Source organism: Labilibaculum sp., assembly GCF_963664555.1.
Classification (GTDB): domain Bacteria; phylum Bacteroidota; class Bacteroidia; order Bacteroidales; family Marinifilaceae; genus Labilibaculum.
In genome coordinates this window covers 3,247,691-3,272,136 of sequence record NZ_OY761461.1, presented here as the reverse complement: position 1 = coordinate 3,272,136, position 24,446 = coordinate 3,247,691, and the positions used below count along the sequence as shown (strand labels likewise).

Below are 24,446 nucleotides of genomic sequence, written 5' to 3'. Positions count from 1 at the left end.
GAACGGTTCTTTTCTGGTTTAGAATTCAGTTGTTAAAGGTTGTAGGAAAACTAATTCCGTTATGCTTTGAATTCAAATCTTTATTGTTTGGCTTTTCTCTTCAATTTTCGAATTGCCGATTCGATAGATTGGTCGGGTTCAATAGTATTGTATTCCCCCCAAAAATTAGCATCAGCAAAGTTGTTTACCTCTTCAACCATTATTTGATTTGCTCTAAATTTCTCATCACCTCTAAAGCGCACAACATTCTGTTCGTCACGGTCGGTAATTGCAATTTCAGTCATTGCACTATAATTGGTGTTGAATAGTTTACGTTTCCAGTTGCATTTAAAATTAATTTCACCTCTGGCATAATTGAAATACCATTTGCCGTCTTTTTCAGTATAGTTAACCAAGTAATCGGCTGAGGTTGGAGTTACTTTTACACCTACCGGTTTGCGTTTAATGAACATTCGACTGGCTTCATCTTCATTACTTAGGTTTAAACTAAACTTTGCACTTGACAAGGCTAAATTTGTTGATTCGATAAACAGCAATCCGTAATACAATGGAATATCTATATTTTCTTTTTGTTTAAACTCAATTACGTAATGAATCTTGTCATTAATTTTAGTGATTGATTTGATTGAAAAATTATAGTTTTCGATGAAGTCTTCGGAAAGCAGATTGTAAGGGTTTTTCACCACATCTAAAAGTAGTGATGTGTGCGGTCCGCCTTGTAATTTAAACAACAATGTATCCATTTTCTTTACATCCTGACTTTTACGTCCTTTGTAAATTTGAATCTGATCATCTTTTAATTGTTTGTATCCTGCTTTATGAACGTTTACAACAGCTTCGGATATAGCGACATAAGTTCTGTTTTTCTTAATTGTCTCACGATAAAACCCCTTCATCATATTTGGGCCTTTAGGGTAGTTTTGACCTACTTTAGCCAAAATACTTTTTACTAAAAACAGAGGATCTAATGGATAAATGTTAATTTGGTCTAAAGGAATAGTTACAGATTCCAGTTTTAAAATATTTTTCTTTTCCTTTAATGAAGAAATGGGGACTTCGAGATTTTTGTATCCAATATAGGTGATTTCAATCTTGCTGACAGGAAGATCTTTAGCAATTTTCAATAGAAATTCACCATCGCTGTTCGATACTGTTGCAACATTAACACCTTTAACAGCAATAGTTGCAAACATAAGAGGTTCATTCGTTTTGTTATCTTGAATTTTCCCTTTGTAAACATTGTATTTTAAGGTGTCAATTACCTGTTGTACTTTGGCTTTTTCATTCTTAACATTATTTCCCTCCGCGGCCATTGCATTGCTGAAAGAGAAAAACAAAAATGCAGAAAGAATGATTCCGAAATAAAATCTAATTTTTGTTTTCATGGCGATTTATTTTATTTAATAATAATTTTAAAGATAGGAGAAAACCGATCGTGTATATTCTTGCTTCTACTACTATGATGCTTTGTGGATAAAATACCCTATCATTTTTTTATTTTTTTTTTCGCTGGTGTTTTTTACAAGTTTTAGATGTTCTATATTTATCTAAAATGATATAAATAATTTCTCTGCTAACAAGGGGGATAATATATATGGATGTGAAGCATACAATTAAATAAATATTAGAGGGCTTGGTTTATGAGAGTAGATTATTGTAAAGAGAATCTTATTTTAAAAGTATTCCCGACTGTAGGTGGCTGTTTTGAAGAGGGATGGAATGTTCTGAAGAATCATTTTTTAATTTTATTACTTGCAATCATTATTTACGGCATTATTGACATGCCTATGGGACTTAATCAAATGGGATGGGATAACAGCGATTCATTTAAGATCGGTTTGGTTTCATTTAAATTTCTTGGATTTATCTATTATCTATTGATTGTTACCCCATTTAGTTATGGAGTAGATTGGATGTTTCTGAAAGCATCAAGAAAAATAGAACCCCAATTCGAAGAGATATTAGATGGCTTTAAAAAGTATTTGTTGGTGATATTAAGTCATTTGTTGGTGATTGGAATAGTTGGAGTAGGTTTTCTGTTTCTTATTATTCCGGGAATTTATTTGGTTTGCAAGTTGATTTTTGTTCCTTTTTTAATCATGGATAAAAAGGTAGATCCAATTCAGGCAGTAAAGCTTAGTTTCTATTTAAGCAAAGGATACTTTTGGACTATTTTTGGAATGGCTGTTTTATCCTTTTTTGTATTGATTTTAGGACTTATTTGTCTGTTTGTAGGAGTATTTGTCTCGATAGTTTGGATACACTCTTCTTTTGCTGTTTTATACAAAGCGTTAGACGATTTGCATTTTGAGGAGGCTTGTGAATTAGCCGGTATTTCTCCTGAAAGCGTAATGAGCTAGAATTTAAATGTTTATATCAAAAGAAAGGGAGACCATTTTTGATCTCCCTTTTTATATTGTAAGTTTTAAACCTATTTAATCAGGTGTCTTGATAAATCAAGCATTCGAACAATTGGTGCTTTTGCTTTTTCCATTACATCATCGGGTAAGATGATTTCAGGTTGTTCGTTTTTTAATGCCAAGTATAACTTCTCCATTGTGTTTAGTTTCATATAAGCACAATCATTACAAGAACATGTCTCATCTGCAGGCACAATTAAAAATTCTTTGTCAGGAGAATCTTTTTGCATCTGATGAAGAATGCCTGTTTCAGTAGCTATAATGAATTTTTTGGACGCACTGTTTTTGGTGTAATCTAACATTGCTGTGGTTGAGCCAACAAAATCGGCAAGTAACAATACCGGATGTGCGCATTCCGGGTGAGCAACAAGTGTAGCGTCAGGATTTTCGATTTTCATTTTCATGATTCTTTCTGAAGAAAGAATATCGTGAACTTCGCAGGTTCCATCCCAAAGAACCATTTGTCTGCCAGTGACCTCATTAATGTATCGCCCAAGATTTTTATCCGGAGCAAAAATAATTTTTTGATCTTTTGGAAAGGATTCAACGATTTGAACTGCATTTCCCGACGTGCAGATCACATCTGATAAAGTCTTGATTTCGGCAGTACAATTGATATATGAAATTACAATGTGATCGGGGTGAAGTGCTTTAAACTTTCGAAAATCGTCAGCCGGACACGATTCTGCAAGAGAACAACCGGCCGCTAAATCGGGTAGGAGTACCTTTCTTGCAGGATTTAAAATTTTGGCTGTTTCAGCCATAAAATGAACGCCGGCAAACAAAATAATGTCAGCATCTACTTCCGAAGCTTTTTGCGCCAGAGCAAGACTATCACCTTTAAAATCGGCTATTTCCTGGATGTCAGGAGTTTGATAGTAGTGAGCAAGAATAACTGCATTCTTTTCTTTTGCTAATTGAAGAACCTTATCTCTCATCAAGTAAATATTTGCTTAGTCTCTCGTTAGGTTAACGAATGCAAATATCCTTAAATTATCGCGAAAATCAAACCATTACTGTATGTTTTGGTTTTTAAAAGTCTTATTTTGACTGAGGAATGCGCAGGTAAAATGTACTTCCTTCGCCAAAGGTGCTTTCAACCCAAATTTTACCTCCATTCGCTTCGGCAAATTCTTTGCATAGCAAAAGGCCTAATCCTGTTCCTTTTTCGCCGGCAGTTCCTGTTGATTTGTATTTTAAATCGATACGGAAAAGTTTATCAATATTTTCCTTGGCAATGCCAATACCATGATCTATAATTTGAACTTCCAGAAAGTCATTTTTATCTTGTATGTCAATCTCAATCTGACTTTTTGGCTCTGAGAATTTTATTGCATTGTTAATGAGATTTCTAACAATTAAGCTGCACATATTTTGATCAGCAAAAGCAAGATTTTTTTCTGAATTAAGCATAACAATTTTGATTTCTTTCTTGTCTGCAGATGCCTTATACAAACAAATTGACTGCTCAACCAAATCTGTCAGGTTAAATATTTCAGCATGAAAATCAATTTTATTTGTTTGTGATTTTGACCATGTCAATAGATTTTCCAGCAAGGTATAAATGTGTTTTACCGATTCATGAATTTTTTGAATCCCTGTTCTTTTTTCCTCATCTTCTACTAAATCATAATTTTCCTGAATCATTTCACTTATTGAAAGCAGACTTGTAAATGGATTTTTTAAATCGTGAGAAATGATTCGAAAGAACTTGTCTTTTGTGGCAATCAATTCTTTTAATTGCAGATTTGTGCTGCTGATTCTTTCATTTTGTTGAATTAGTAATTTATTGGTTCTGGTATTAAGCAGAAATCGGTAAATAAAAATTGTAATTATGGTTCCAATTATTATTTCGATTAGAATAAACCACCATGTCAGGTAAAATGGAGGAAATATTTCAATGAACAGTTCTTTCGGATGTTCACTCCATTGTCCATCTTGATTTTGAGCTTTAACCTGAAAAATGTATTCCCCGGGAGAAAGATTTGAGTAGGAAACATAGTTTCTATTTCCAAAATTAACCCACTTTTGTTCAAGACCCTGCAGCCGATAGGTGTAGTTTATTTTGTCTGAAGAATAAGAGGATAAAGACGAAAATTCGATGGAGAAGAATCGGTAATCGTAATCCAGCTCAATACTATCCGTGTAGGCTATACTTTTTTTGAGATAATAGGAATCAGTTTCTTTTGAGTAATGAATTAGATTATTGGAATTTTTATTTGTGGAGTGATCAACGAGAACTTCCTGTCCGTGTATTTCGAGTTTGGTTAGAACAATATTGTAACGTCTTTCCTCAATTAAATTTAAATTCGGATCAATAACATTTAAACCATAAACGCCTCCAAAATATAATTTACCACTTTTGCCTCTATGAAAAGCTCCTCCGTTAAATTCTTTGCTTTGTAATCCATCATCAACCGTAAAGTTTTTTACTGAGTAGTCTTGTGTTGAAAATCTGCAAATTCCATTATTCGTACTCAGCCAGAGGTTTCCAAAATTATCAGGTAATATTCCATAAATAACATTGTTGGGTAAACCTTCCTTCGTGCCAAAATGAGAAAATATACCTGTTTGGGCATCAAAACAATTTAATTTATTGTTTGTTCCAAGCCAAAATTTGCCATTTATGTCTTCGTAAACAGAGAAAACAACATTGTCCGACAGACCATCTTTCGTATTTTCGTTGTATTGATAACTTTTAAATGTGTTGGTTTTTTTATCGTAAATATTTAAACCACCACCGTATGTGCCGATCCATAACAGGCCTTTCGAATCCTCATATATTGTTGAATAAATAAAGTTGTTCGACAAGCTTTCGGTATTACCTTCTATGTGTTTGTATTGCGTGAAATTGTGGTTTTTTTCATGGTAACGATTCAATCCTCCCCGGGTTCCAACCCAAATAATTCCTTCACTGTCTTCAAAAATTACCCGAACAGAATTATCACAAAGAGAGGTGCTGTCGTTTGGTATGTGTTTGTATTGAGTTTTATTACCTGTTAGGGGGTTTAGTTTGAATAATCCTTCCCCATCTGTTCCTATCCAAATATTATTTTTCCTGTCTTCAAGTACTTTTCGTATTGTCGAATAGGGATAATTATCTGATTCCCGCACATCGTAATGAACAAAACTATCCCTTTTTACGATGTATTTTGAAATCCCTTTGTTGTTTGTTCCAATCCACAGGTCTCCATTGTGATCTTCCCATGCAGACCACACAAAGTTGCTGATTAAACTGTTTTCACTTAAAGGATTGTTTTTAAGGAGTTCAAATTTATGTGATTGGGGGTCATAGATGCTGATTCCGGCACCAAATGTTCCAATCCAAATAATTCCATTTCTATCTTCGTAAATACAGTTTATTGAGTTTTCCGATAAACTTTGAGGATCTGCAGAATTGTTTGTATAGTGTGATGTTTGATTGGTTGATGGATTAATCCTATATATGCCTGAACCAAATGTACCAAACCAGATTTCTTCACTGTTGCTTTTTAATATTGGTTTGTTTGTATTTATCGAAAGACTGTTAGTTACCTCGAACGAGCTTATTGCTTTCTGGAAATTTTCAGAAGAGTGATCTTTTCTGAATAGAGCTTTATTGGTAGCTACCCATAAGCCATTTGCCGAGTCGGACGAAATGTTTTCTATATGCAGTCCGCTTAAAAAGTTATGTGAATCTTCGGTCAGCGAATCTCTTGAAATGGAAAGTAAACCATTGTTGGTGCCAACCCATAAATATTTATCGGTTCTTACAAGACTTGTTACATTCCACCTTGAGTCAGACTTAGGAAGTTCTATTTCTTTGAATGATTGCTTTTCAAACTCATAATAAAAAAGTCCGAGTTCAGAGCCGACCCAAAAGTTATTATTGTCGGCAAGAAAGCAATTGATCTTTGAATTTAAACCTTTGGCATATTCATTCTTCTCAATCATTCCCAGTTTTGTATTGATGCAGGTAATTCCTTTTAGACTGCCTATCCACAATCGATTGCTATGGTCTTCAAATAGATGTGTAATTGTGTCGTTGCTTAACTGGCGGTTAGGTTCGATGCCTCTGTACTGTGTGAAAATTTCTGTTACCGGATTAAATCGGGTCAATCCACCTCTTGAGCCAAACCATAAATTTCCAGAATTATCTTCAATTATCTGTTCGATCCATTTGTAGGAAATACTATTGGTGTTTTCAGGATTACTTCTGTAAATTGTGAAGTTTTTACCATCGTAACGATTCAAGCCATCTTCTGTTCCAAACCACATAAATCCTTTTGAGTCTTGAAAAATACAGTAAACAGAGCTCAGAGACAGACCTTCGTTGATGGTAATTCTTTTGAATCGAATATTATTTTGCTGTGAAAAAAGGGTGAGATTACAAAATAGCCCAACAATAAATAGAATCAGTTTCGATCTGGTCATTGGATGTAGAGGTTATAGTTCGTGATACAAATTAGTGAAAATTTATGATAGTTTTTAATTTCTGAATTGGCAATTGTGTTTGCCAGCTTTTTTTGAATAAATAATTAACAGAAATTATGCATTTATATATAGAATACATACATTTATTACTTGTTAAGTATTAATTAAGTCACAAAAAATTAAACAAATGAAATTAATTAACCTACAAAAACTGGATAGTAGCAAATCTGGTTTAAGTAAATTAAAAGTCATTATGGGGATAGGGCTTTTGTTGTTATTATTCTGTCATTCAAGTTTTGGACAAAATACAAGGGGCTTTGCAGGATCATCCAATATGATAATTCAAGCAAATTCTATGAAATTGTTTCAAGGGAATGTCGTGAATGATCCAAATTTGCTTAATTTAAGAAGAAAAAAATCACAAATTGGATCTTTTTACTTATGTGAAGATTGGAAAAAAGCTGATATCTATCTGGTATCAGATAGTAGTGTTATTAAAGACATGGAAACTCGAATAGATCTGCAAAGGAGTGAGCTGGAAATTAAGTATAAGGGAGAGGTAAAGGTATTGCCAAGCTATCGGGTAAAAAGTATTGTCTTTACTAATAATGAGGAGTTGTATGTTACTGAAAATTTATTGGAATCGACAGAAAAAGGGTTTTATAAGGTATTAATTGATGATGATAATTCTCTGTTATGCAGATATAATACTAAAATACAGCCATCAAATTATAACATACAATTGGATGCAGGACAAAAATCGAGTAAGATTATAAAAGAATTTAGTTACTTTGTTTATGAGGGAACCAAATTAATTCAATTGGGAAAAACGAAAAGTAAATTAAAGAAACAATTTAGTGATCAACCTAAATTGTATGATTTTATTAATCTGAACAAGATTAATCCTAAAAATGAAAAAAGTTTAATTTCTTTTGTTAGTTTTTTAAATGAAAATCATTTAAATGCAAACTAACTTAAATTGAGTGTTGACTTTTTTCAAACTAAAAGTTATCTCATCAGAGGTAACTTTTTTTATTATTACTATTGTAAAATGAAAACATCTCTACTCGAAATATGTTGTTACTCTGTTCAATCAGCGATTATAGCAGAACAGTCTGGTGCAGATCGAATTGAATTGTGTGCTGGCGTTCATGAAGGAGGAACTACTCCCAGTGCTTCGTGTATCAAAATAACTAAAGAATCAGTTCGTATTCCTGTGCATGTAATTATCAGACCTCGAGGAGCCGATTTCTGCTATTCTGATATTGAGTTTGAGTGTATGAAACTCGATATAAAAAACTGCAAACAAAATGGGGTAAATGGTATTGTTTCTGGTGTTTTACTTTCTGATGGAAGTATTGATTTGGAAAGAACTAAGGAACTTATTGATTTGGCAAAACCAATGAATTTCACTTTTCACAGAGCTTTTGATATGGTGAAGGATTATTTTAAAGCTTTGGAACAATTAATAGAGATGGGAGCCGATCGAATTCTCACATCCGGAGGAGAGCAAACTGCCGAATTGGGTAAAGATTTACTGAAAGATTTGCTTGAAAAAGCAAGTGGACGGATAGTGATCATGCCGGGAAGTGGAATCAATCATGAAAATATTTTGAGCTTGAAAAATAGTACTGGAGCTAGAGAATTTCATTGTTCTGCAAAGTCTTTGGTGAGAGGTAAAATGGAATATCAGAATCCTAAAATTGCAATGGGAGGTGAAGAAAATGTACCTGAATTTGAATTTTACGAGGCAGATTCCGAGAAAATTCGTAAAATTGCAGACATCCTAAAAGCCGAGGACTAATAATTAATTATTTTACTAATGAGGAAGATTTCTATCCTTCTGCTTAGTCTCATTTTCTTTTGGGGCTGTTCCGATGTACATTTTATCAAAGACAATGTGGTTCGTGTAAAAGTTTCCAAGCGATTCGAAGAACGAAAAAAAATTGCATCTAATCGATCCGATGAACTTTTCTCAGTATTTCAAGAAAATATTACTACCAAAGAAAATGAAGCATTGCAGTTTTTATATGCTTACATGCCTTTGTGCGATTTAGCCGATTACAATGGCGATTTCTTCTTAAAACAAGTCAGATCTTCGTTTGAGGCCAGAGAAAGTTTTGAGTGGGGAAAGCAGGTGCCGGATGAATTGTTTCGCCATTTTGTATTACCATATCGTGTTAATAATGAAAACCTGGATTCGGCCCGATGGGTATTTCTTAAAGAGTTGAAACCAAGACTAAAAGGCATGTCGATGAAAGAGGCAGTGCTGGAAGTGAATCATTGGTGTCATGAGAAAGTAAATTACGCGCCGACAGATAGCCGCACAAGCGGGCCTCTTAGCATTGTGAGAACATCTTGGGGAAGATGCGGTGAAGAATCCACATTTACGGTTACAGCTTTGCGATCTGTAGGTATTCCTGCCAGACAGGTTTATACGCCACGTTGGGCACATAGCGATGATAATCATGCTTGGGTGGAAGTTTGGACGGATGGGAAATGGTCATACTTAGGTGCTTGTGAACCAGAACCAGATTTAAATATGGGTTGGTTTACCGAACCTGCCCGCAGGGCAATGCTGGTTCATACCAAAGTGTTTGGTGATTTTGAGGGAGATTATGAAGTTGTAAAGCGTTCAGATAATTTCACTGAGATTAATGTGGTGGAAAACTACGCTGATGTGAAGAAAATTTATGTGCAGGTCTTCGATCGATCAGGAAACTCAGTTGAAAATGCAAAAGTAGATTTTGGATTGTATAACTATGCTGAGTTTTATCCAATTGCCAGTAAAAGTACCGATTCTAATGGGTTGGCTTTCCTAACTACAGGCTTGGGTGATTTAATGATTTGGGCTGGTAAAGAAGGAGAGTATGCTGGCAGGAAAATCAACGTAAGGCAAACCGATACTCTTCGTTTGGAATTAGGACGTGGTTTTTACGGAGAGCAAATTGCCGATTTAAATATGGTTCCTCCGGTAGAGAAAGATCCTTATTCGGTTGATGAGAGTAAAAAGAAGCAAAATGATATTCGCTTGTCTTATGAAGACAGTATGCGAATGCAATATAGAACCACATTTATAGATTCAGTCACGGCCTGTAAATTAGCTGAGGAGAAATCTTTGGATAATGAAACCGTCTGGAATTGCTTTAAGAAAAGTCAAGGAAATTGGAAAGAGATTCAAAAATTTATAGAATCAACATCTGCTGGAAATAGTGCTTTTGCATTAGATCTTCTTGATTTAATTGCTGATAAGGATTTACGTGATACCCGATCTGAAATATTGGAAGATCATTTGAATAATACGATTGAAAAATACAGGTTACAAGATTACGATTCCAAGGAGCTTTATTTGAAATATGTTTTGAATCCAAGAATCAGCAATGAGTGTTTAATTGCTTACCGCGGATACTTGCAAAAGGCGTTTCAAGATAAATTTACCGGCGAGCGATCTGAGATAGTTGAGCAAATTAAACAATGGATTTTAGATGAAATACAAATCACCGAAGAGGAGAATTATTACAATTTGCCAATTACTCCAAAGGGTGTTTATGAGCTGAGAATCTCAAATGCGGAGTCGCGTGATGTATTGTTTGTTGCTCTTTGCAGAAGTTTGGGAATTCCTTCGCGTTTGGAGCCAGCAGAAAAAACACCGCAGTATTTCGATGGCAAAGAATGGTTGAATGTTTACTTCGAAAAACAAATAGTTAATCAGCCAATTACGGGTTTTCTGATGTTGAATAAAACTGCAAAGGATTTTGATCCGGCTTATTATATGCATTTTACAATCGGAAAAATGATTGATGGTGTTTATGAAAGTCTTGATTATGGCTGGGATTCTAAATTATCTGATTTGCCTTCAAAACTGGAATTGGAAGTCGGGAAATATAGATTGGTAACAGGCAAACGTGGCGCTGATGGAACCGTTTATGCTCATTTAAATCATTTTGAGATCAAGAAAGATGAGACCTCTAGAATTAATTTGGTGTTTAGGGATCCAAAACTTGAGAGTAAATTACTCGGTCATTTGAATATGGATAGGAAGCTTATTAATGATAGTGGGGAAGAAGTAAGCCTTAAATCATTAGGAAACAAAGGAAGAATTCTGCTGATGTGGCTGGAGCCGGGAAAAGAACCAACCCGACATTTAATGGAAGAGTTTAAGGACGTGAAAATGCGGTACAAAGAATGGGATGGGAATATTATTGTTTTGCAGACTGAGGAAATAGCTGCGGAGAATTTCTCAGAAGCTTTTTTTGCCAATATGCCGTCCAATTATAAGTTGTGTAAAGACAATAATAATGAACTGATTGCATTGGCTAAAAAGGAGCTGGGTGTTTCTGGTAAAATTGAAAAGCCACTAATTTTGGTTCTAAATTCCGGTGGTGATATTAAATTCTCTTCACGCGGATATAAAATTGGGATTCATGAGCATGTGCTCAAAGTTTTGGAAGAATAAAGATCCCGTGATCGAATAAAAAAATGCCGCTTCAATTATTTGAAGCGGCATTTTTATCTTGAAAATATTTTGTACTTCTCGGTATAAAAGTCTAATTGTAAAGTTCTTTTGCAAAACTGCCTTCTACCTTATTCCCCAATAAAAGTTCTTCAATAGTAGCAGCAATATCAGTAAAAGAGGTTCTGGTTCCCAAATCAACATTTTGTTTGATATTTTTACCAAACACCATTATTGGAATGTACTCTCTTGTGTGATCAGTTCCAGGGTAAGTGGGATCACATCCGTGATCGGCAGTCAGAATTAAAATTTCATCGTCCTTTAAATTTGCCTGAATTTGTGGCAAATAACAATCAAATTCCTCCAAAGCAGCTTTATATCCTTCCGGATTTCTACGATGTCCAAACATCATATCAAAATCGACGAGATTCGTGAAGATCAAACCTTTTGAATCTTCTTTTAAAGCAATCAGAGTTTTGTTGATTCCATCCTCATTATCCTTATTGGTTCCGCGGGAGTCGGTAATTCCTTGCCCTGCAAAAATATCTTTTGTTTTACCAATACCGATAACATCCAATCCGCTTTCGCTTAGGCGATCGAGAACAGTAGGAGCGGGTGGCGTAACAGAATAATCGTGACGATTTGCTGTTCTGGCAAAATTTCCTTCACCGCTTCCCAGGTACGGACGTGCAATTACACGCGCTACAGGTTCATGTTCGGAGCAAATTTCCAAAGCGATTTCACAGGCCCGGTACAATTCTTCCAAAGGAATAATTTCTTCGTGAGCAGCAATCTGAAAAACAGGATCGGCAGAAGTATATACAATCCAGTTCCCAGTTTTCATTTGCTCTTCTCCGTATTCGTCAAGAATAGCAGTTCCTGAAGCAGGCTTGTTAGCTATTACTTTTCTGCCGGTTCTTTCTTCAAATAATTGAATGGTTTTTTCTGAAAATCCATTCGCATAGGTAGGGAAAGCACGTTCCAGCTTAACTCCTGCAATCTCCCAGTGACCGGTTGTTGTATCTTTTCCCTTGGAAGCTTCGGCAGCCTTTCCGTAGGCTCCGTTTGTGTTGTTGCATGATGCAACACCTACAATGTCAGTAAGGTTGCCAAGACCTAGTTTCTGCATATTTGGTAAATTAATACCATTACAATGTTTGGCAATATTTCCAAATGTATTGGAGCCAACATCTCCAAATTCTTCAGCATCTGGTAAATATCCAACGCCAGCGCTATCCAGCACCACAATTGTAGCGCGTTCTATTTTAGGAATCATAAACTTGTGTTTAAAGTGTATAAAATATACTGATGAAGGGTTGTTTAGGTAGTGAGGCAAAGGTAAATAAAAAGGCCGGAAAAGTAAAATAGGAATGGCTAAAAAGCCGGAGATTGTATTTTACGGATAGATTTATTATTGGTGAGGCTTAAAAAATAAATCCCCCAGACAATTATATGCCCGGGGGATGAGATATAAAGGTTTAATTTAGACTTAATTGTATAAGCTTTCTCTTTGCTCTTTGATTTTCTCACTGGATATATAATCATCGTAATCCATTAATTTGTCAATGATTCCATTCGGAGTTAATTCAATAACACGGGTAGAAATTGTTTGAATAAATTCGTGGTCATGAGACGACATCAATACGGTACCACCAAAGTTGATCAATGAATTATTGAATGATTGAATGGATTCCAGATCCAGGTGATTGGTTGGTGTATCCAAAACCAACAGGTTGGCATTTTTCAACATCATTCTTGAAACCATACAACGAACTTTTTCACCTCCTGAAAGAACATTTGCTTTTTTGTAAATATCCTCACCAGAGAAAAGCATTTTGCCAAGATATCCCCGCAGATAAACTTCGCTGGTATCACTGGAATATTGAGCTAACCAATCGATTAAAGTAATTGGTTCCTGAAAGAATTCATTATTGTCAAGTGGTAAATAGGCCGGTGTAATCGTAACTCCCCATTCAAAATTACCACTGTCGGCTTTTTCAATTCCGTTAATAATATCGAAAAGGGCAGACATAGCACGTGGATCTCTGGAAAGGAATACCACTTTTTCACCTTTTTCGATTGTGAATTCAACGTCTTTAAATAGAACCTCTCCATCTAAGCTTTTACTTAAACCTGAACAAGAGAAAATTTTATCTCCGGCCTCACGTTCCTGCTGAAAAATAATACCAGGATAACGACGGGTAGAGGCTTGAATATCTGAGATGTTCAGCTTGTCGATCATCTTTTTTCGGGAAGTTGTTTGCTTCGATTTGGCGACATTGGCACTGAATCGGGCAATAAATTCCTGAAGTTCTTTTTTCTTTTCTTCGGCTTTCTTATTTTGATTTGCCTGCTGACGGGCAGCTAACTGACTGGATTCGTACCAGAAGCTGTAGTTCCCAGAGAACATTTTCACTTTTCCAAAATCGATATCAACAATATCGGTACATACCGAATCTAAAAAGTGACGGTCATGCGATACTACAATAACTGTATTTTCGAAGTTGGCCAGATAATTTTCCAACCACATTACTGTTTCAAGGTCAAGATCATTGGTAGGCTCATCGAGAAGCAAGTTGTCGGGGTTTCCAAAAAGAGCCTGCGCCAACAGCACACGAACTTTTTCCTTACCACTCAGTTCTTTCATTAGTTTGTAATGAAGAGCTTCTTTAATGCCCAGACCGCTTAATAATTCTGCAGCCCCGCTTTCAGCATTCCAGCCATCCATTTCGGCAAACTGCTCTTCCAGTTCCGATGCTTTAATTCCATCAGCTTCCGAAAAATCAGGTTTTGCGTAAATATCGTTTTTCTCCTGCAATACGGCCCACAATTCTGCGTGACCCATAATTACCGTATCTAGAACTGTAAACTCATCAAATTCAAAGTGATTCTGCTTTAAAACGGCCATTCTTTCACCAGGTTCCATCGATATTGATCCTGTTGTAGAATCCAACTCACCGGAAATGATTTTTATTAGGGTAGACTTACCGGCACCATTTGCACCAATAACTCCGTAGCAGTTTCCAGGGGTGAATTTTATATTAACATCCTGAAAAAGAGGTTTTTTACCAAATTGAATAGATAAATTTGAAACTGAAATCATACACTTATTTCCTTTAATTATTAAGGCTGCAAAATTAGTGATTTTTATTTTAGATCTAATCCAATTGAATGATTAACTTTTAAGTAATTTTTAAAGAAAAGAAACCTGTGCAAAAAAAAACAGGTTTAATTTGAATTTGCGTTTGAAGTAAGAATGGATGCAATTTCATTTGTATTTTCGGCAGCAGGAATCGTAATCCGGAAGGTTGTTCCCAAATTTAAAGTGCTCTCAACCCATATTTCCCCTTTATTTTGTTCAATAAATTGCTTGCAGAGCAGTAAACCTAATCCGTTTCCTTTTTCGCCATTGGTTCCAATATAAGATTGAGAATGATCTACTTCAAAAAGATGTGCAATTTGATCTTGAGCAATTCCTATCCCGCTATCTTTTATCCAAAGTTCAACGAACTGATCTCTTTGTTTTGCCCCAATAGCAATGATTCCTCCTGCTGGAGTGAATTTCAGTGAGTTGTTAATTAAGTTACGAATTACTGTATCGAGCATTTGGCGGTCGGCAAAAACAAAAAGGGTTTCTTCAAGTAGTAACTGAAGGTGGATGTTTTTCTGTTTCGCAACACTCGAATAGGTTCGAAGATTATTTTCTAAAAGTGGTTTAAGAGAGAGAATAACAGGTTTGCAGGGCAGTTTACCTGATTGATTTAAAGACCAGGATAGAAGATTGTCGGTTAGACTCAATACATTACTTATGCATTCTTCCATGTCGTTGCAGCTTTCCTCGAGTAATTGATATTTCCTTTGCTGAATAAAAATTTTGATCAACTGGGCAATATTATATACAGATGCTAAAGGAGAGCGCAGATCGTGCGAAATGATTTGAAACAACCTGTTTTTGGTTTTGTTGGAATCCGATAATGCCTCGTTTTTTTGGTCTAAGAGAGTTTTATGCCATTGAATCCTCTCATTTTGCAATTGCAGTAATTGATGTGTTTTTTTATTTCTGTAATACGAACGGACAATAAAAATAGCGTAGCCAAGCAGTAAAATCAACAATACTATTAAACTGTTTCGTTGCCACATTTTACTTTTGTTCTCTTTTTCCAATAAAGTAATTTGCGTTTCTTTTTTCTCCGATTCGTATTTTTCCTGAATCTCTGCAATCTGTTTTAGATTTTCATGGTTGAAAATACTGTCTTTTAGCAGTTCATACTCAGAGAAATAGTGCAATGCACTATCCGCTACATGTAAACGTGTGAAAATTTTAAAGAGTTCTTCATTACAATCTTTTTGGTATTCAATGTTTTTGGACTTTATCGCAAGAGCAAGAGCCTTTTTGCGATACTCCAATGCATCTTTATAATTGTTTTGCGCATAAAAAACATGAGCAAGACTATTGATGGTAGATATTAAAAGGTTTTTATTTCCAATTTTTTCTTTTAATTCCAAACTTTGGTTTAAGTATTCCAACGCCATTGAATATTGCCTCATTTCAAAAAAACAAGAGCCTATGTTGTGATAGGTTTGCGCTAGTTTATACTTATTGGGGGCCTCTTTTAAAACATCAAGATTTTTTTTGTAATAATCTAACGCTTCTTGAAAATTATTCTGAATGGAAAGTATGTTGGCAATATTCGTATTTGAGGTATACAAGAAAGAAATTTGATTCCGCTCTTTGTAAATTTTTTCAGCCTTGTAATAATATTCCAGGGCTTTGTTGTGTTTTTTTAAAGCCTTATATATTAGTCCAATACTGTTGTAGGATAAGGGTAGCTCAAAGGTATTGTTGTTGTTTTCGAAATATTCCATACAAGTAAATAAATCAACAATAGCCAGATTGTATTTATTCATATTTCGATAAACGATTCCTCTGTTTAAATAGGTGTTATTTATACCAAGAGAATCGTTGGATAGTATGAATTTATCAAGAGCTTTATTAAAAAAAGATATTGACTGAGTATAGTCTTCCTTACGAAAATGTACTAAAGCAATACGAATGAGGGCATTTCCAGCTCCTGAGTGGTTTTCGGATTTTTCTGCATACTTTATAGCTTCCTTTGCATAATGAATTGCTTCAACTGGTAATTTTCGATAGTTTTTGCCTGTCCATTCATTTAAGAATTCAATTTTTAAATGAATGTCTGAAATAGAATCTAATTTTTTGTCAATAGAATCTAAATTCTGAGTAAAAGCTAAGGGCTTTGCTACAAATATAAATATGATTAATAACAAAACAAGTTTTCTCATACCAAATTCGATTAAAACTATTGAGCAATTTAAGGTGAAAAAATGAATGATAAAAATCGGATTACTAAATTATAAGTTTCCAATATTTATTATTCTTTTGTAAGTACTATTAGCTAAGGGTTGGTTGTTTCGGCATCATCATAATTCACATCAGTTCTTTTTTCTTCAACAGCATTTACAATTGAGGAACTCAAAGGCGATGAGTCAACTATAAACATACTCACTTTTTTGATTTCTTCTGAAGGTCCTTGTTTTAGCGGAACTGCGAATTCAACAATATCCGTTTCTAACGAACCGTTAGTGGTTACAGTAGCTGTTACTGACCATACTTTTTTTCCGTCTATTTCTATAAGTTCTTGTTCTATAGAACTAAGTGCATAGTCTTTTGGTAAAGAAACTACGGAATTAATAGTATAAACTCCAGTTGATGCTGATTTTGTAAGGTTTACGAAGGGTTTAAATAATTTCATATGTTTTTAATTTTAAGTTTTTGCCATATGGAACTTACCATGCTGGAATAATCATCTCTCTGTGTGTCAGAATATCCTTGGCATGGACGTTTCATAAGTAAATGTTCGTTTGTGATTATTAATTTAAAGTAAACATTTACGAGCATTAAGAAAAAATGTTAGTATTCAATTAAATTTAATTCAAAATTTTCTGAATAGCTTTCAATTCCATTGCTTCAAAATGTAAATTTGCAACAGAATTTATATTTTGGTCGAGTTGATTCACTGAACTTGCGCCAACCAAAACCGAAGTAATTCGTTCATCTTTTAGCAGCCAGGCAATGGCCATTTGAGCTAAACTTTGCCCTCGCTTTTCGGCAATTGCATTCAGAGCTTTAACTTTATTTATTACTTTTTCAGTAATCTGCTCTTTTTGCAAAAAACCATGCGATTTGGCAGCTCTCGAACCTTCAGGAATCCCTTTCAAATATTTATTGGTCAACATTCCTTGTGCCAAAGGAGAGAAGGCGATGCCTCCAATTCCATCTTCTTCCAAAACATCTAACAAGCCATTTTCAACCCAACGCTCGAACATCGAATATTTTGGCTGATGAATAAGGCACGGAGTTCCCAGTTCCCGTAATATTCTTGAGGCTTCGCGTGTTTGATCGGCACTGTAATTTGAAATGCCAGCATACAATGCCTTACCCTGACGGACAACTTGATCCAGTGCCATCATGGTTTCCTCAATGGGTGTATTGGGATCGGGACGATGAGAATAGAAGATATCTACATAATCGAGTCCCATTCTTTTCAAACTTTGATCCAGGCTTGAAACCAAATATTTTCGTGATCCCCAATCACCATATGGCCCGGACCACATTTTATATCCTGCTTTAGTCGAAATAATCATTTCGTCACGATATTGTTTCAAATCTTCTTTCAGAATTTTTCCGAAATTTTCTTCAGCAGAACCTGGAGGTGGTCCATAATTGTTGGCCAAATCGAAATGGGTAATTCCCCGGTCAAAAGCATGAAAAATAATTTTTCTGAACTCATTATAGACATCTACATGTCCGAAATTATGCCACAATCCTAAAGAAATTGCAGGCAGTAATAAACCACTTTGCCCACATCTTCGGTAGGGCATATCATCATATCTGTTTTCAGATGCTTTGTACATAGTTATTCAAATTTTATACGAAAAGTGAAGATAGTAAGAAATGTTTAAACATGTTCGAATGTGAGCGAATCAGAATCGAATATTTCAATGAGAACAAGCAAAACAAAAAAAACCACAGAAATTTCTGTGGTTTAAAATATAGTATGAGTTTTTATAAGGTTTTTTTCAAGGAGAAAAAGAACTCAATCCCCTTTTCTTTTCGTTTTTTAACAAATATTCTTCCTTTGTGATAGGCAACCGCATTTTTCACGATCGATAAACCTAAACCCGTACCACCCATTTTTCTTGACCGGCCATGATCTCCGCGGTAAAACCGTTCAAAAATACGTGGCAAATGCTCTTCTTTTATTCCAATTCCATTATCGGTAACCGAGAAGTAATGGTAATTTGTATCTTCGAAATAATGTGTGAGTTTAATTTTACATCCTTCTCCGGCGTATTTTATCGAGTTATCTATTAAATTTCTGAAAATAGAATCCAACAATTCCGAATTACCTTTTACTTTAAGATCCGAAGGGAAGTTTAGTTCAATTTCCATTTTGGTTTCTGCCAGTTTTAATTCAAAATCGGTGAGCATCTCCTGAACCATTTCTTTTACATTCACCTCTTCAATGGCAAACAATTCATTGGCTTCTTCAATTTTTGTGAGAAAAGAAATATCCTGAATTAAATTCGATAAACGATTAATCTGCAGACACGAACGTTCAATGAATTGTACTTTTTTATCTTCATCCATAGTCGGATTATCCTTAATGGTTTCCAAAAATCCGGAAACGGCTGTTACAGGAGTTTTTAGCTCGTGTGCTATGTTCAAAGTCATTTCCTGTTTAATAGTTTTCTCATTTTCCATTTTGGTGATGTCGTTTACCGAGATTTCGAAATTACCGTCGGTAAAAACAACTACTTGGAAAAGAAACACTTTATGTCCGATTGTAATGGTTTTTTTCGTACTGATTATATCAACGTTCGGGATGTAATTTGTTCCCAGTTTTTTGATGTTTGTATCGATAAAATCAGTGATTTCTTTTAATTCCGGAAGCTCGAACAGTTCCTGATAGTTATGACTTGAAATGTGAGCCAAATAATTGATGTAATCGATAAAATGACTGTTCCATAGAATCAGGTTCTTTTTTTTATCAAATATGGCAACACCTTCCTGTGCAATCTGAAGGTGCATAATTAACTTTTCTTTCTCCTGACTTAAAGCCTCGGTTGTTTTGGTAAGTTTGCGGTAAATTTTTACAATTTGGTGACTAATTTCACCCAATTCTGTTTTTCCAAAATCCTCATTGGGATCTATTTCTCTGTTATGAGCAGCATTAATAGCAAATTTCCGGAGCTTGGCAATCGAATTTCCAAAATGCTCGGTGGCGTAAATCAGAAACACTACGGTTACACCAAACAAACCAAACAGAAAGTAAAAGAATAGGGTGTTGGCTTTTAAAAAGCTAAGTACACTTTCATTGATTGGAAGCGCAGTTCGAACAAAGTATTCGTAATAGTTTTTGGAATAGTAGTAATAGGATTGTCCGGTAGAGCCGGATAAACGGATGTTACTTCCTTTTTGAGAATGCAAAGACTTTTGAACTTCAGGGCGGTTGAGGTGATTATCAAGTCTTTCTATATTGTCAACATACGAATCGTACACAACTTTACCTTTTGCGGTAATCACTGAAATTCTAATGTCTTTATCTGGCATTAAGGCACGCAATGAGTCAACTTCCGAAAAATTAAGAGTTTTATCCAAGTCTTTTTTTCGGATGAGTTCATGAACCTGTTGCGTATAAATATTCAGAGCATATTCCAGTTTCTCTCTTCGATACAATCTCTCCTGACTGTATTGAAATCCTCCAATTAATACTGAGAAAATCAAAACGATGATGAAGAAGAAAAAGAACAATCTCTTTTTGTATTTTGATCCGGATTTTTGAATGGGTTTTTGCATGGATTTATAAATTTGGGACATTAGTTTGTTTTAGGTTCAAAATAGTAACCGTAGCCAGATTTCGTTTTAATAAATTTGTGATGCTCACCAATTTTCTTTCGTATTCGTCTTACATTAACATCCACTGTACGGTCGCCAATCGAGCTGTCGTTTGTCCAGATAATACTCATTATTTCTTCTCTGGAATATATTCTTCCCTGATGACTGATCAGCAATCGGAGTATTTCGTATTCAGTTTTTGTTAAACCAACATCTTGATCATTAATGCACACTTTTTTTGAGTCTGAGATCATTTTAAAATCATCGAACTTAAAGTCAAGGTCATTTTCTGAATCAGAAAAAATGCGTTTGCAAATTACATTAATTCTTGCAATAATTTCTTTTACCGAGAAAGGTTTGGATACATAATCATCTGCGCCTGCATTGAACCCAATAAGTTTATCTGCCTCGCTTGTTTTCGCCGTAATAAAAAGTATTGCTTTTTCCGCCAGATCAGGATTCCTTCGAATTATTTTTGCTAAATCGAGCCCTGATATTTCACCCATCATGATATCTAAAAGAAAAAAATCATAAGTTTGAAGCTCCAATTTTAAGGCTTGTTCTGCAGAATAGGCAACATCTACATCAAATCCTTCCTGTTTAAGGTTGAATTGGAGGATTTCGCATAAATCCTCTTCGTCATCAACTACTAATATTTTTAAATCCTTCATGGTTTTTAATTAAAAAGTTGAGTTTCAAGTTTTAGTAGTTCGCCAACTTTTATCGTTTTTTATTGATCCTCTTCAGGCAATTCCATATGGCGCAGATCAATGCCTTGCAGATAATATATTGATGCTTCTGCAATATTGGTTGCGTTGTCTGCTATTCTCTCGATGTTACCTAATATGCTGTTAAAATTCAACAGGTTAAAAATTTCGGTTGGTTCACTGCCTTTCGGAGAATTTTTTCGAATCATTCGTTTCAAAATTTTCGATTGCATTTCGTCAACGATCTCATCATTTTTAATGGTCCAGATAGCATACTCACGATCCCCGTCCTCAAAGGAGATTAATGCTTTTTTAACCATTTCGGCGCTTATCGACAGCATGTTTAAAACCGAATCTTTATGATTTTCATGAATTGTTGGCGGCTCCATTTTATGAAAAAAGCGCATGATGTTATTCAGCTGATCACCAATTCTTTCAATATGGCCAATCATCCTAAAGTACGAGATTAAAAGGCGTAAATCACTTGCCATAGGATGTTGCAAACCAATTGTTTCAATGATGTTGTCACTCATTTTTATTTCGAACTGATCAATTTTATTTTCATTCTTTTTAAACGTGTCTATAAGTTCTTTTTCTATTTTATCCAAGCCATGATTGACCACCTCTTCTAAAATATCAAACTGTTGAAAAAGCAGTGTTTGCATTTTAGCGAAATCATTATCAAGCTTATCGAATTTTTTATCTTTTTTAATTGACATAGTATGCGAATTTGTGTTGTTAGTATAAGAATTCCTGTTTTGTTGAAAAATCAACCAAATTTTCCGGTTAGGTATTCTTCCGTACGTTTGTCTTTTGGCATGGTAAACATCTGTTTGGTTTTGCCATATTCAACCAATTCGCCCAAATACATAAACATCGAATAGTCTGATATTCTTGCTGCCTGCGACATGTTGTGCGTAACCAAAACAATTGTAAAATCCTTCTTCAGTTTTACCAGCAGATCTTCAATTTTTGCTGTTGCAATCGGATCCAATGCAGATGTAGGTTCATCCAACAGGATAATTTCAGGAGTGTAGGCAAGTGCCCGTGCAATACAAAGGCGTTGCTGTTGTCCTCCCGATAGAAATGTTCCTTTGTTGTGAAGGGAATCTTTTACCTCGCTCCACAAACCAACCTCACGTAAAGATTTCTCAACAATTTCATCTTTTTCTTTTCTTTTTAATTTAATTCCATTTAAAAGATAACCAGCAATTACATTGTCGTAAATACTCATAGTCGGAAAAGGGTTTGGACGTTGAAAAACCATTCCAATCTTTCTTCTCAGTAAAATAGGATTCATCTTATAAATATCTTCTTCGCCAAGATAAACAGAACCTTTGTTGTGCGTATCAGGATACAATTCGTGCATTCGGTTAATGGCTCTAAGCAATGTGCTTTTACCACAACCCGAAGGTCCCATAATTGCTGTGATTTTATTTTTTGCAATTCCCGCAGAAACATCATTAATCGAATATTTGTCTCCGCCGTAGGAAACAGAAAGTTTATCGATGTTTAAAATAGGAGATTCTATTTTTTCAATTGGGTTTTGCATCATGTTGTTGACTTTATAAGGTTGTGCTTTTACTTCAGCTTCTACTTCTACTTCTACTTCTACTTCTACTTCTACTTCTACTTCTACTTCTTTTTTTTCTAATACTGTACTTTCCATCTTTTTGCGATTGCTTTAGCGGTAAGATTTAAACATAAAATCAAAATTAACAGGAACAAGGATGCACTCCAAATCATATCTACAAGGTTTGGATCGTTGTAAAACTCCCAAACCAATAGGGGAATAGCACTTGATGGTTCTGTAATATCTGTGCTGATTGCAGCACTTCCCAGAGCTGTCAGCATTAATGGAGCCGTTTCTCCCGCAATTCTTGATATCCCAAGAATTACACCCGTAAGAATTCCGCTGATACCTGATGGAAGCACGACTCTTAGCATGGTTTTGTGATAGGGAACGCCTAAAGAAAGAGCGGCTTCCTTTAAGGTTTCGGGTATCATTTTTAAAGTTTCCTCTGTTGAGCGTACAATGGATGGCAACATCATGATAGAAAGGGCAACACTTCCTGCTAAGCCGGAAAAGCCGGCAGTTATTGGTTTCACCACCCAAATGTATCCGATAACACCAAGTACAATGGATGGAACTCCTTGCAGCATGTCTACTATAAAACGAACCACACCGGCAAATTTACCTTTCGAATTTTCGGACAGATACATGCCGCAAATAATCCCTACAGGAATAGCAATCAATGAAGCCATTCCAACAATAATTAATGTGCCGACTATTCCGTTGGCTATACCGCCGGGAATAATTTCATTGTTTTTAACAGCAACCATTGCTTCCATGGTGTCTGGTGCAACTTTATAAAAGAAGCTGAGGTTAATTTGTTTGTATCCCTTTTTTATCAACTCGAAAAGAATAAGAAAAAGAGGGACACTTGAGAGGAATGCCAAAAATATAAGTGTGTAGGTGAATAGCTTATCTTTAAGCAATCGTCCTTTTAACTTAGCATTTGATATTTGAGCAGATGTATTCATTCTATATATCTTATTTCGGTTAAGCCGATAATTTTTTCATGATTAATTTGCCGATGTAGTTTACAATACCTGTAATTACAAATAAGAGCAATCCTATTTCTACCAGCGAGGTGTATTTTAATCCATCGGCTTCGCCAAATTGATTGGCGATTAAACTTGCCATGGTATTTCCTAAATCGAAAATTCCGCTTGGAATTTTGTTGGAGTTGCCAATCAGCATGGTTACTGCCATTGTTTCTCCAATTGCTCTTCCTAATGCAAGAATGTATCCTGCAAATATGCCCGAGCCTGCATTGGGGATAATCACTGTTTTCACCACCTCGTATCGGGTAGCACCCAGGGAATATGCCGCTTCTTTTAAGCTGCCTGGAACCATCGAAATAACTTCCGATCCAAGAGAAGATGCGTAAGGTATGATCATGATTGCGAGAACTATGGAAGATGTAAAAATTCCAAATCCCTGAGCGTTTAGTCCTAAGTCGGTAATTATGGGTCGTAAAGCATAAAATCCCCATAAACCGTAAACTACGGATGGGATTCCCGCCAAAAGATCAATTACAGACCGTAAAAAGGATGGTAATTTGCCATTTTTGAAATATTCGCCTAAAAAAAGTGAGATGGAAAAGGCGAATGGAAATGTTATTAGTAGTGCAAGAATTGAAGTGACCAGCGTTCCAATAATAAAGGGAAGAGCGCCGTAGGATTCTCTTCCTTGAGTTGGATTCCAGTCTGTCGAATAAATAAAACCAAAACCAAATTCCTTAAATGAGGGAATTGATCCAATAAATAGGGTAGTTACAATTCCTATAGCAATTAGTACTATTAAAACGCCACTGCCAATTAAAAGATATCGAAATATTTTTTCGCTGTTCATAAGCTTTTAGCGGTTCCTGTTAAATGAAGAACTTGCTCCCAATTAAGTCTGGAGAACTTTTTTATTGTATGAATACAAATAAACTGGAAGCAAGTTCAATATTGTAATTAATCAG

The 24,446-nt window shown here is 35.3% G+C and carries 18 protein-coding genes; 4 read left to right on the top strand and 14 right to left on the bottom strand.

Features of this window, described 5'->3' with window-relative positions:
• Positions 1 to 80 precede the first annotated feature (80 nt).
• Positions 81 to 1,385, bottom strand: a complete 1,305-nt coding sequence (locus ACKU4N_RS12965; protein ID WP_321316845.1) for a carboxypeptidase-like regulatory domain-containing protein — start codon at positions 1,383 to 1,385, stop codon at positions 81 to 83.
• Between the two features lie 255 nt (positions 1,386 to 1,640).
• Here ACKU4N_RS12965 and ACKU4N_RS12960 point away from each other — a divergent pair, with 255 nt between their 5' ends.
• Entirely contained in the window at positions 1,641 to 2,360 is a 720-nt protein-coding gene (locus tag ACKU4N_RS12960) for a hypothetical protein (protein WP_321316843.1), read from the top strand.
• A 71-nt stretch (positions 2,361 to 2,431) separates the two neighbouring features.
• Here the strand turns inward: ACKU4N_RS12960 and nadA are convergent, their stop codons facing one another.
• Together nadA and ACKU4N_RS12950 are read right to left on the bottom strand one after the other, a co-directional pair.
• A complete protein-coding gene (gene nadA / locus ACKU4N_RS12955) occupies positions 2,432 to 3,358 on the bottom strand; it encodes a quinolinate synthase NadA (RefSeq protein WP_321316842.1) in 927 nt (308 codons plus the stop codon).
• Between the two features lie 103 nt (positions 3,359 to 3,461).
• Complete coding sequence (locus ACKU4N_RS12950; RefSeq protein WP_321316840.1) at positions 3,462 to 6,833, bottom strand: sensor histidine kinase; 3,372 nt, start codon at positions 6,831 to 6,833, stop codon at positions 3,462 to 3,464.
• A 187-nt stretch (positions 6,834 to 7,020) separates the two neighbouring features.
• On the opposite strand from ACKU4N_RS12950, the gene ACKU4N_RS12945 reads away from it, so the two are divergent.
• The 3 genes from ACKU4N_RS12945 (at position 7,021) to ACKU4N_RS12935 (ending at position 11,289) form a co-directional block, all read left to right on the top strand.
• Positions 7,021 to 7,806, top strand: a complete 786-nt coding sequence (locus ACKU4N_RS12945) for a hypothetical protein (RefSeq protein WP_321316839.1) — start codon at positions 7,021 to 7,023, stop codon at positions 7,804 to 7,806.
• Positions 7,807 to 7,884: 78 nt separating this feature from the next.
• Positions 7,885 to 8,637, top strand: coding sequence for a copper homeostasis protein CutC (locus tag ACKU4N_RS12940; protein WP_321316837.1), 753 nt, complete (start codon positions 7,885 to 7,887; stop codon positions 8,635 to 8,637).
• A gap of 18 nt (positions 8,638 to 8,655) precedes the next feature.
• Positions 8,656 to 11,289, top strand: a complete 2,634-nt coding sequence (locus tag ACKU4N_RS12935) for a transglutaminase-like domain-containing protein (RefSeq protein ID WP_321316835.1) — start codon at positions 8,656 to 8,658, stop codon at positions 11,287 to 11,289.
• A 91-nt stretch (positions 11,290 to 11,380) separates the two neighbouring features.
• Here ACKU4N_RS12935 and ACKU4N_RS12930 read toward each other — a convergent pair whose 3' ends face one another.
• The 11 genes from ACKU4N_RS12930 to pstC all read right to left on the bottom strand — a co-directional run bounded on the left by ACKU4N_RS12930 (position 11,381) and on the right by pstC (position 24,331).
• The gene (locus ACKU4N_RS12930; RefSeq protein WP_321316833.1) at positions 11,381 to 12,562 is read right to left on the bottom strand and encodes a phosphopentomutase; all 1,182 of its coding nucleotides are present in this window, start codon (positions 12,560 to 12,562) and stop codon (positions 11,381 to 11,383) included.
• Between the two features lie 213 nt (positions 12,563 to 12,775).
• Complete coding sequence (locus ACKU4N_RS12925; protein ID WP_321316831.1) at positions 12,776 to 14,389, bottom strand: ABC-F family ATP-binding cassette domain-containing protein; 1,614 nt, start codon at positions 14,387 to 14,389, stop codon at positions 12,776 to 12,778.
• Between the two features lie 125 nt (positions 14,390 to 14,514).
• On the bottom strand, positions 14,515 to 16,590 hold the full coding sequence (locus ACKU4N_RS12920; protein WP_321316829.1) for an ATP-binding protein: 2,076 nt from the start codon (positions 16,588 to 16,590) through the stop codon (positions 14,515 to 14,517).
• A 113-nt stretch (positions 16,591 to 16,703) separates the two neighbouring features.
• The gene (locus ACKU4N_RS12915; RefSeq protein ID WP_321316827.1) at positions 16,704 to 17,060 is read right to left on the bottom strand and encodes a hypothetical protein; all 357 of its coding nucleotides are present in this window, start codon (positions 17,058 to 17,060) and stop codon (positions 16,704 to 16,706) included.
• 175 nt (positions 17,061 to 17,235) lie between these two features.
• The gene (gene mgrA / locus ACKU4N_RS12910; RefSeq protein WP_321316825.1) at positions 17,236 to 18,222 is read right to left on the bottom strand and encodes an L-glyceraldehyde 3-phosphate reductase; all 987 of its coding nucleotides are present in this window, start codon (positions 18,220 to 18,222) and stop codon (positions 17,236 to 17,238) included.
• A 151-nt stretch (positions 18,223 to 18,373) separates the two neighbouring features.
• Positions 18,374 to 20,188 (bottom strand): sensor histidine kinase, encoded by a 1,815-nt coding sequence (locus ACKU4N_RS12905; RefSeq protein WP_321316823.1) that lies wholly within the window; start codon positions 20,186 to 20,188, stop codon positions 18,374 to 18,376.
• Complete coding sequence (locus tag ACKU4N_RS12900; protein ID WP_321316821.1) at positions 20,188 to 20,877, bottom strand: two-component system response regulator PhoB; 690 nt, start codon at positions 20,875 to 20,877, stop codon at positions 20,188 to 20,190. Before ACKU4N_RS12900 ends, ACKU4N_RS12905 begins: the two co-directional genes overlap by 1 nt.
• A gap of 59 nt (positions 20,878 to 20,936) precedes the next feature.
• On the bottom strand, positions 20,937 to 21,632 hold the full coding sequence (gene phoU / locus ACKU4N_RS12895; RefSeq protein WP_321316819.1) for a phosphate signaling complex protein PhoU: 696 nt from the start codon (positions 21,630 to 21,632) through the stop codon (positions 20,937 to 20,939).
• A gap of 50 nt (positions 21,633 to 21,682) precedes the next feature.
• Positions 21,683 to 22,465: a phosphate ABC transporter ATP-binding protein PstB gene (gene pstB, locus ACKU4N_RS12890; protein ID WP_156195983.1), complete on the bottom strand. Its 783-nt coding sequence runs from the start codon at positions 22,463 to 22,465 to the stop codon at positions 21,683 to 21,685.
• Positions 22,466 to 22,563: 98 nt separating this feature from the next.
• Entirely contained in the window at positions 22,564 to 23,457 is an 894-nt protein-coding gene (pstA, locus tag ACKU4N_RS12885) for a phosphate ABC transporter permease PstA (RefSeq protein ID WP_321316815.1), read from the bottom strand.
• A 19-nt stretch (positions 23,458 to 23,476) separates the two neighbouring features.
• Positions 23,477 to 24,331, bottom strand: coding sequence for a phosphate ABC transporter permease subunit PstC (gene pstC / locus ACKU4N_RS12880; protein WP_321316813.1), 855 nt, complete (start codon positions 24,329 to 24,331; stop codon positions 23,477 to 23,479).
• Positions 24,332 to 24,446: the final 115 nt, after the last annotated feature.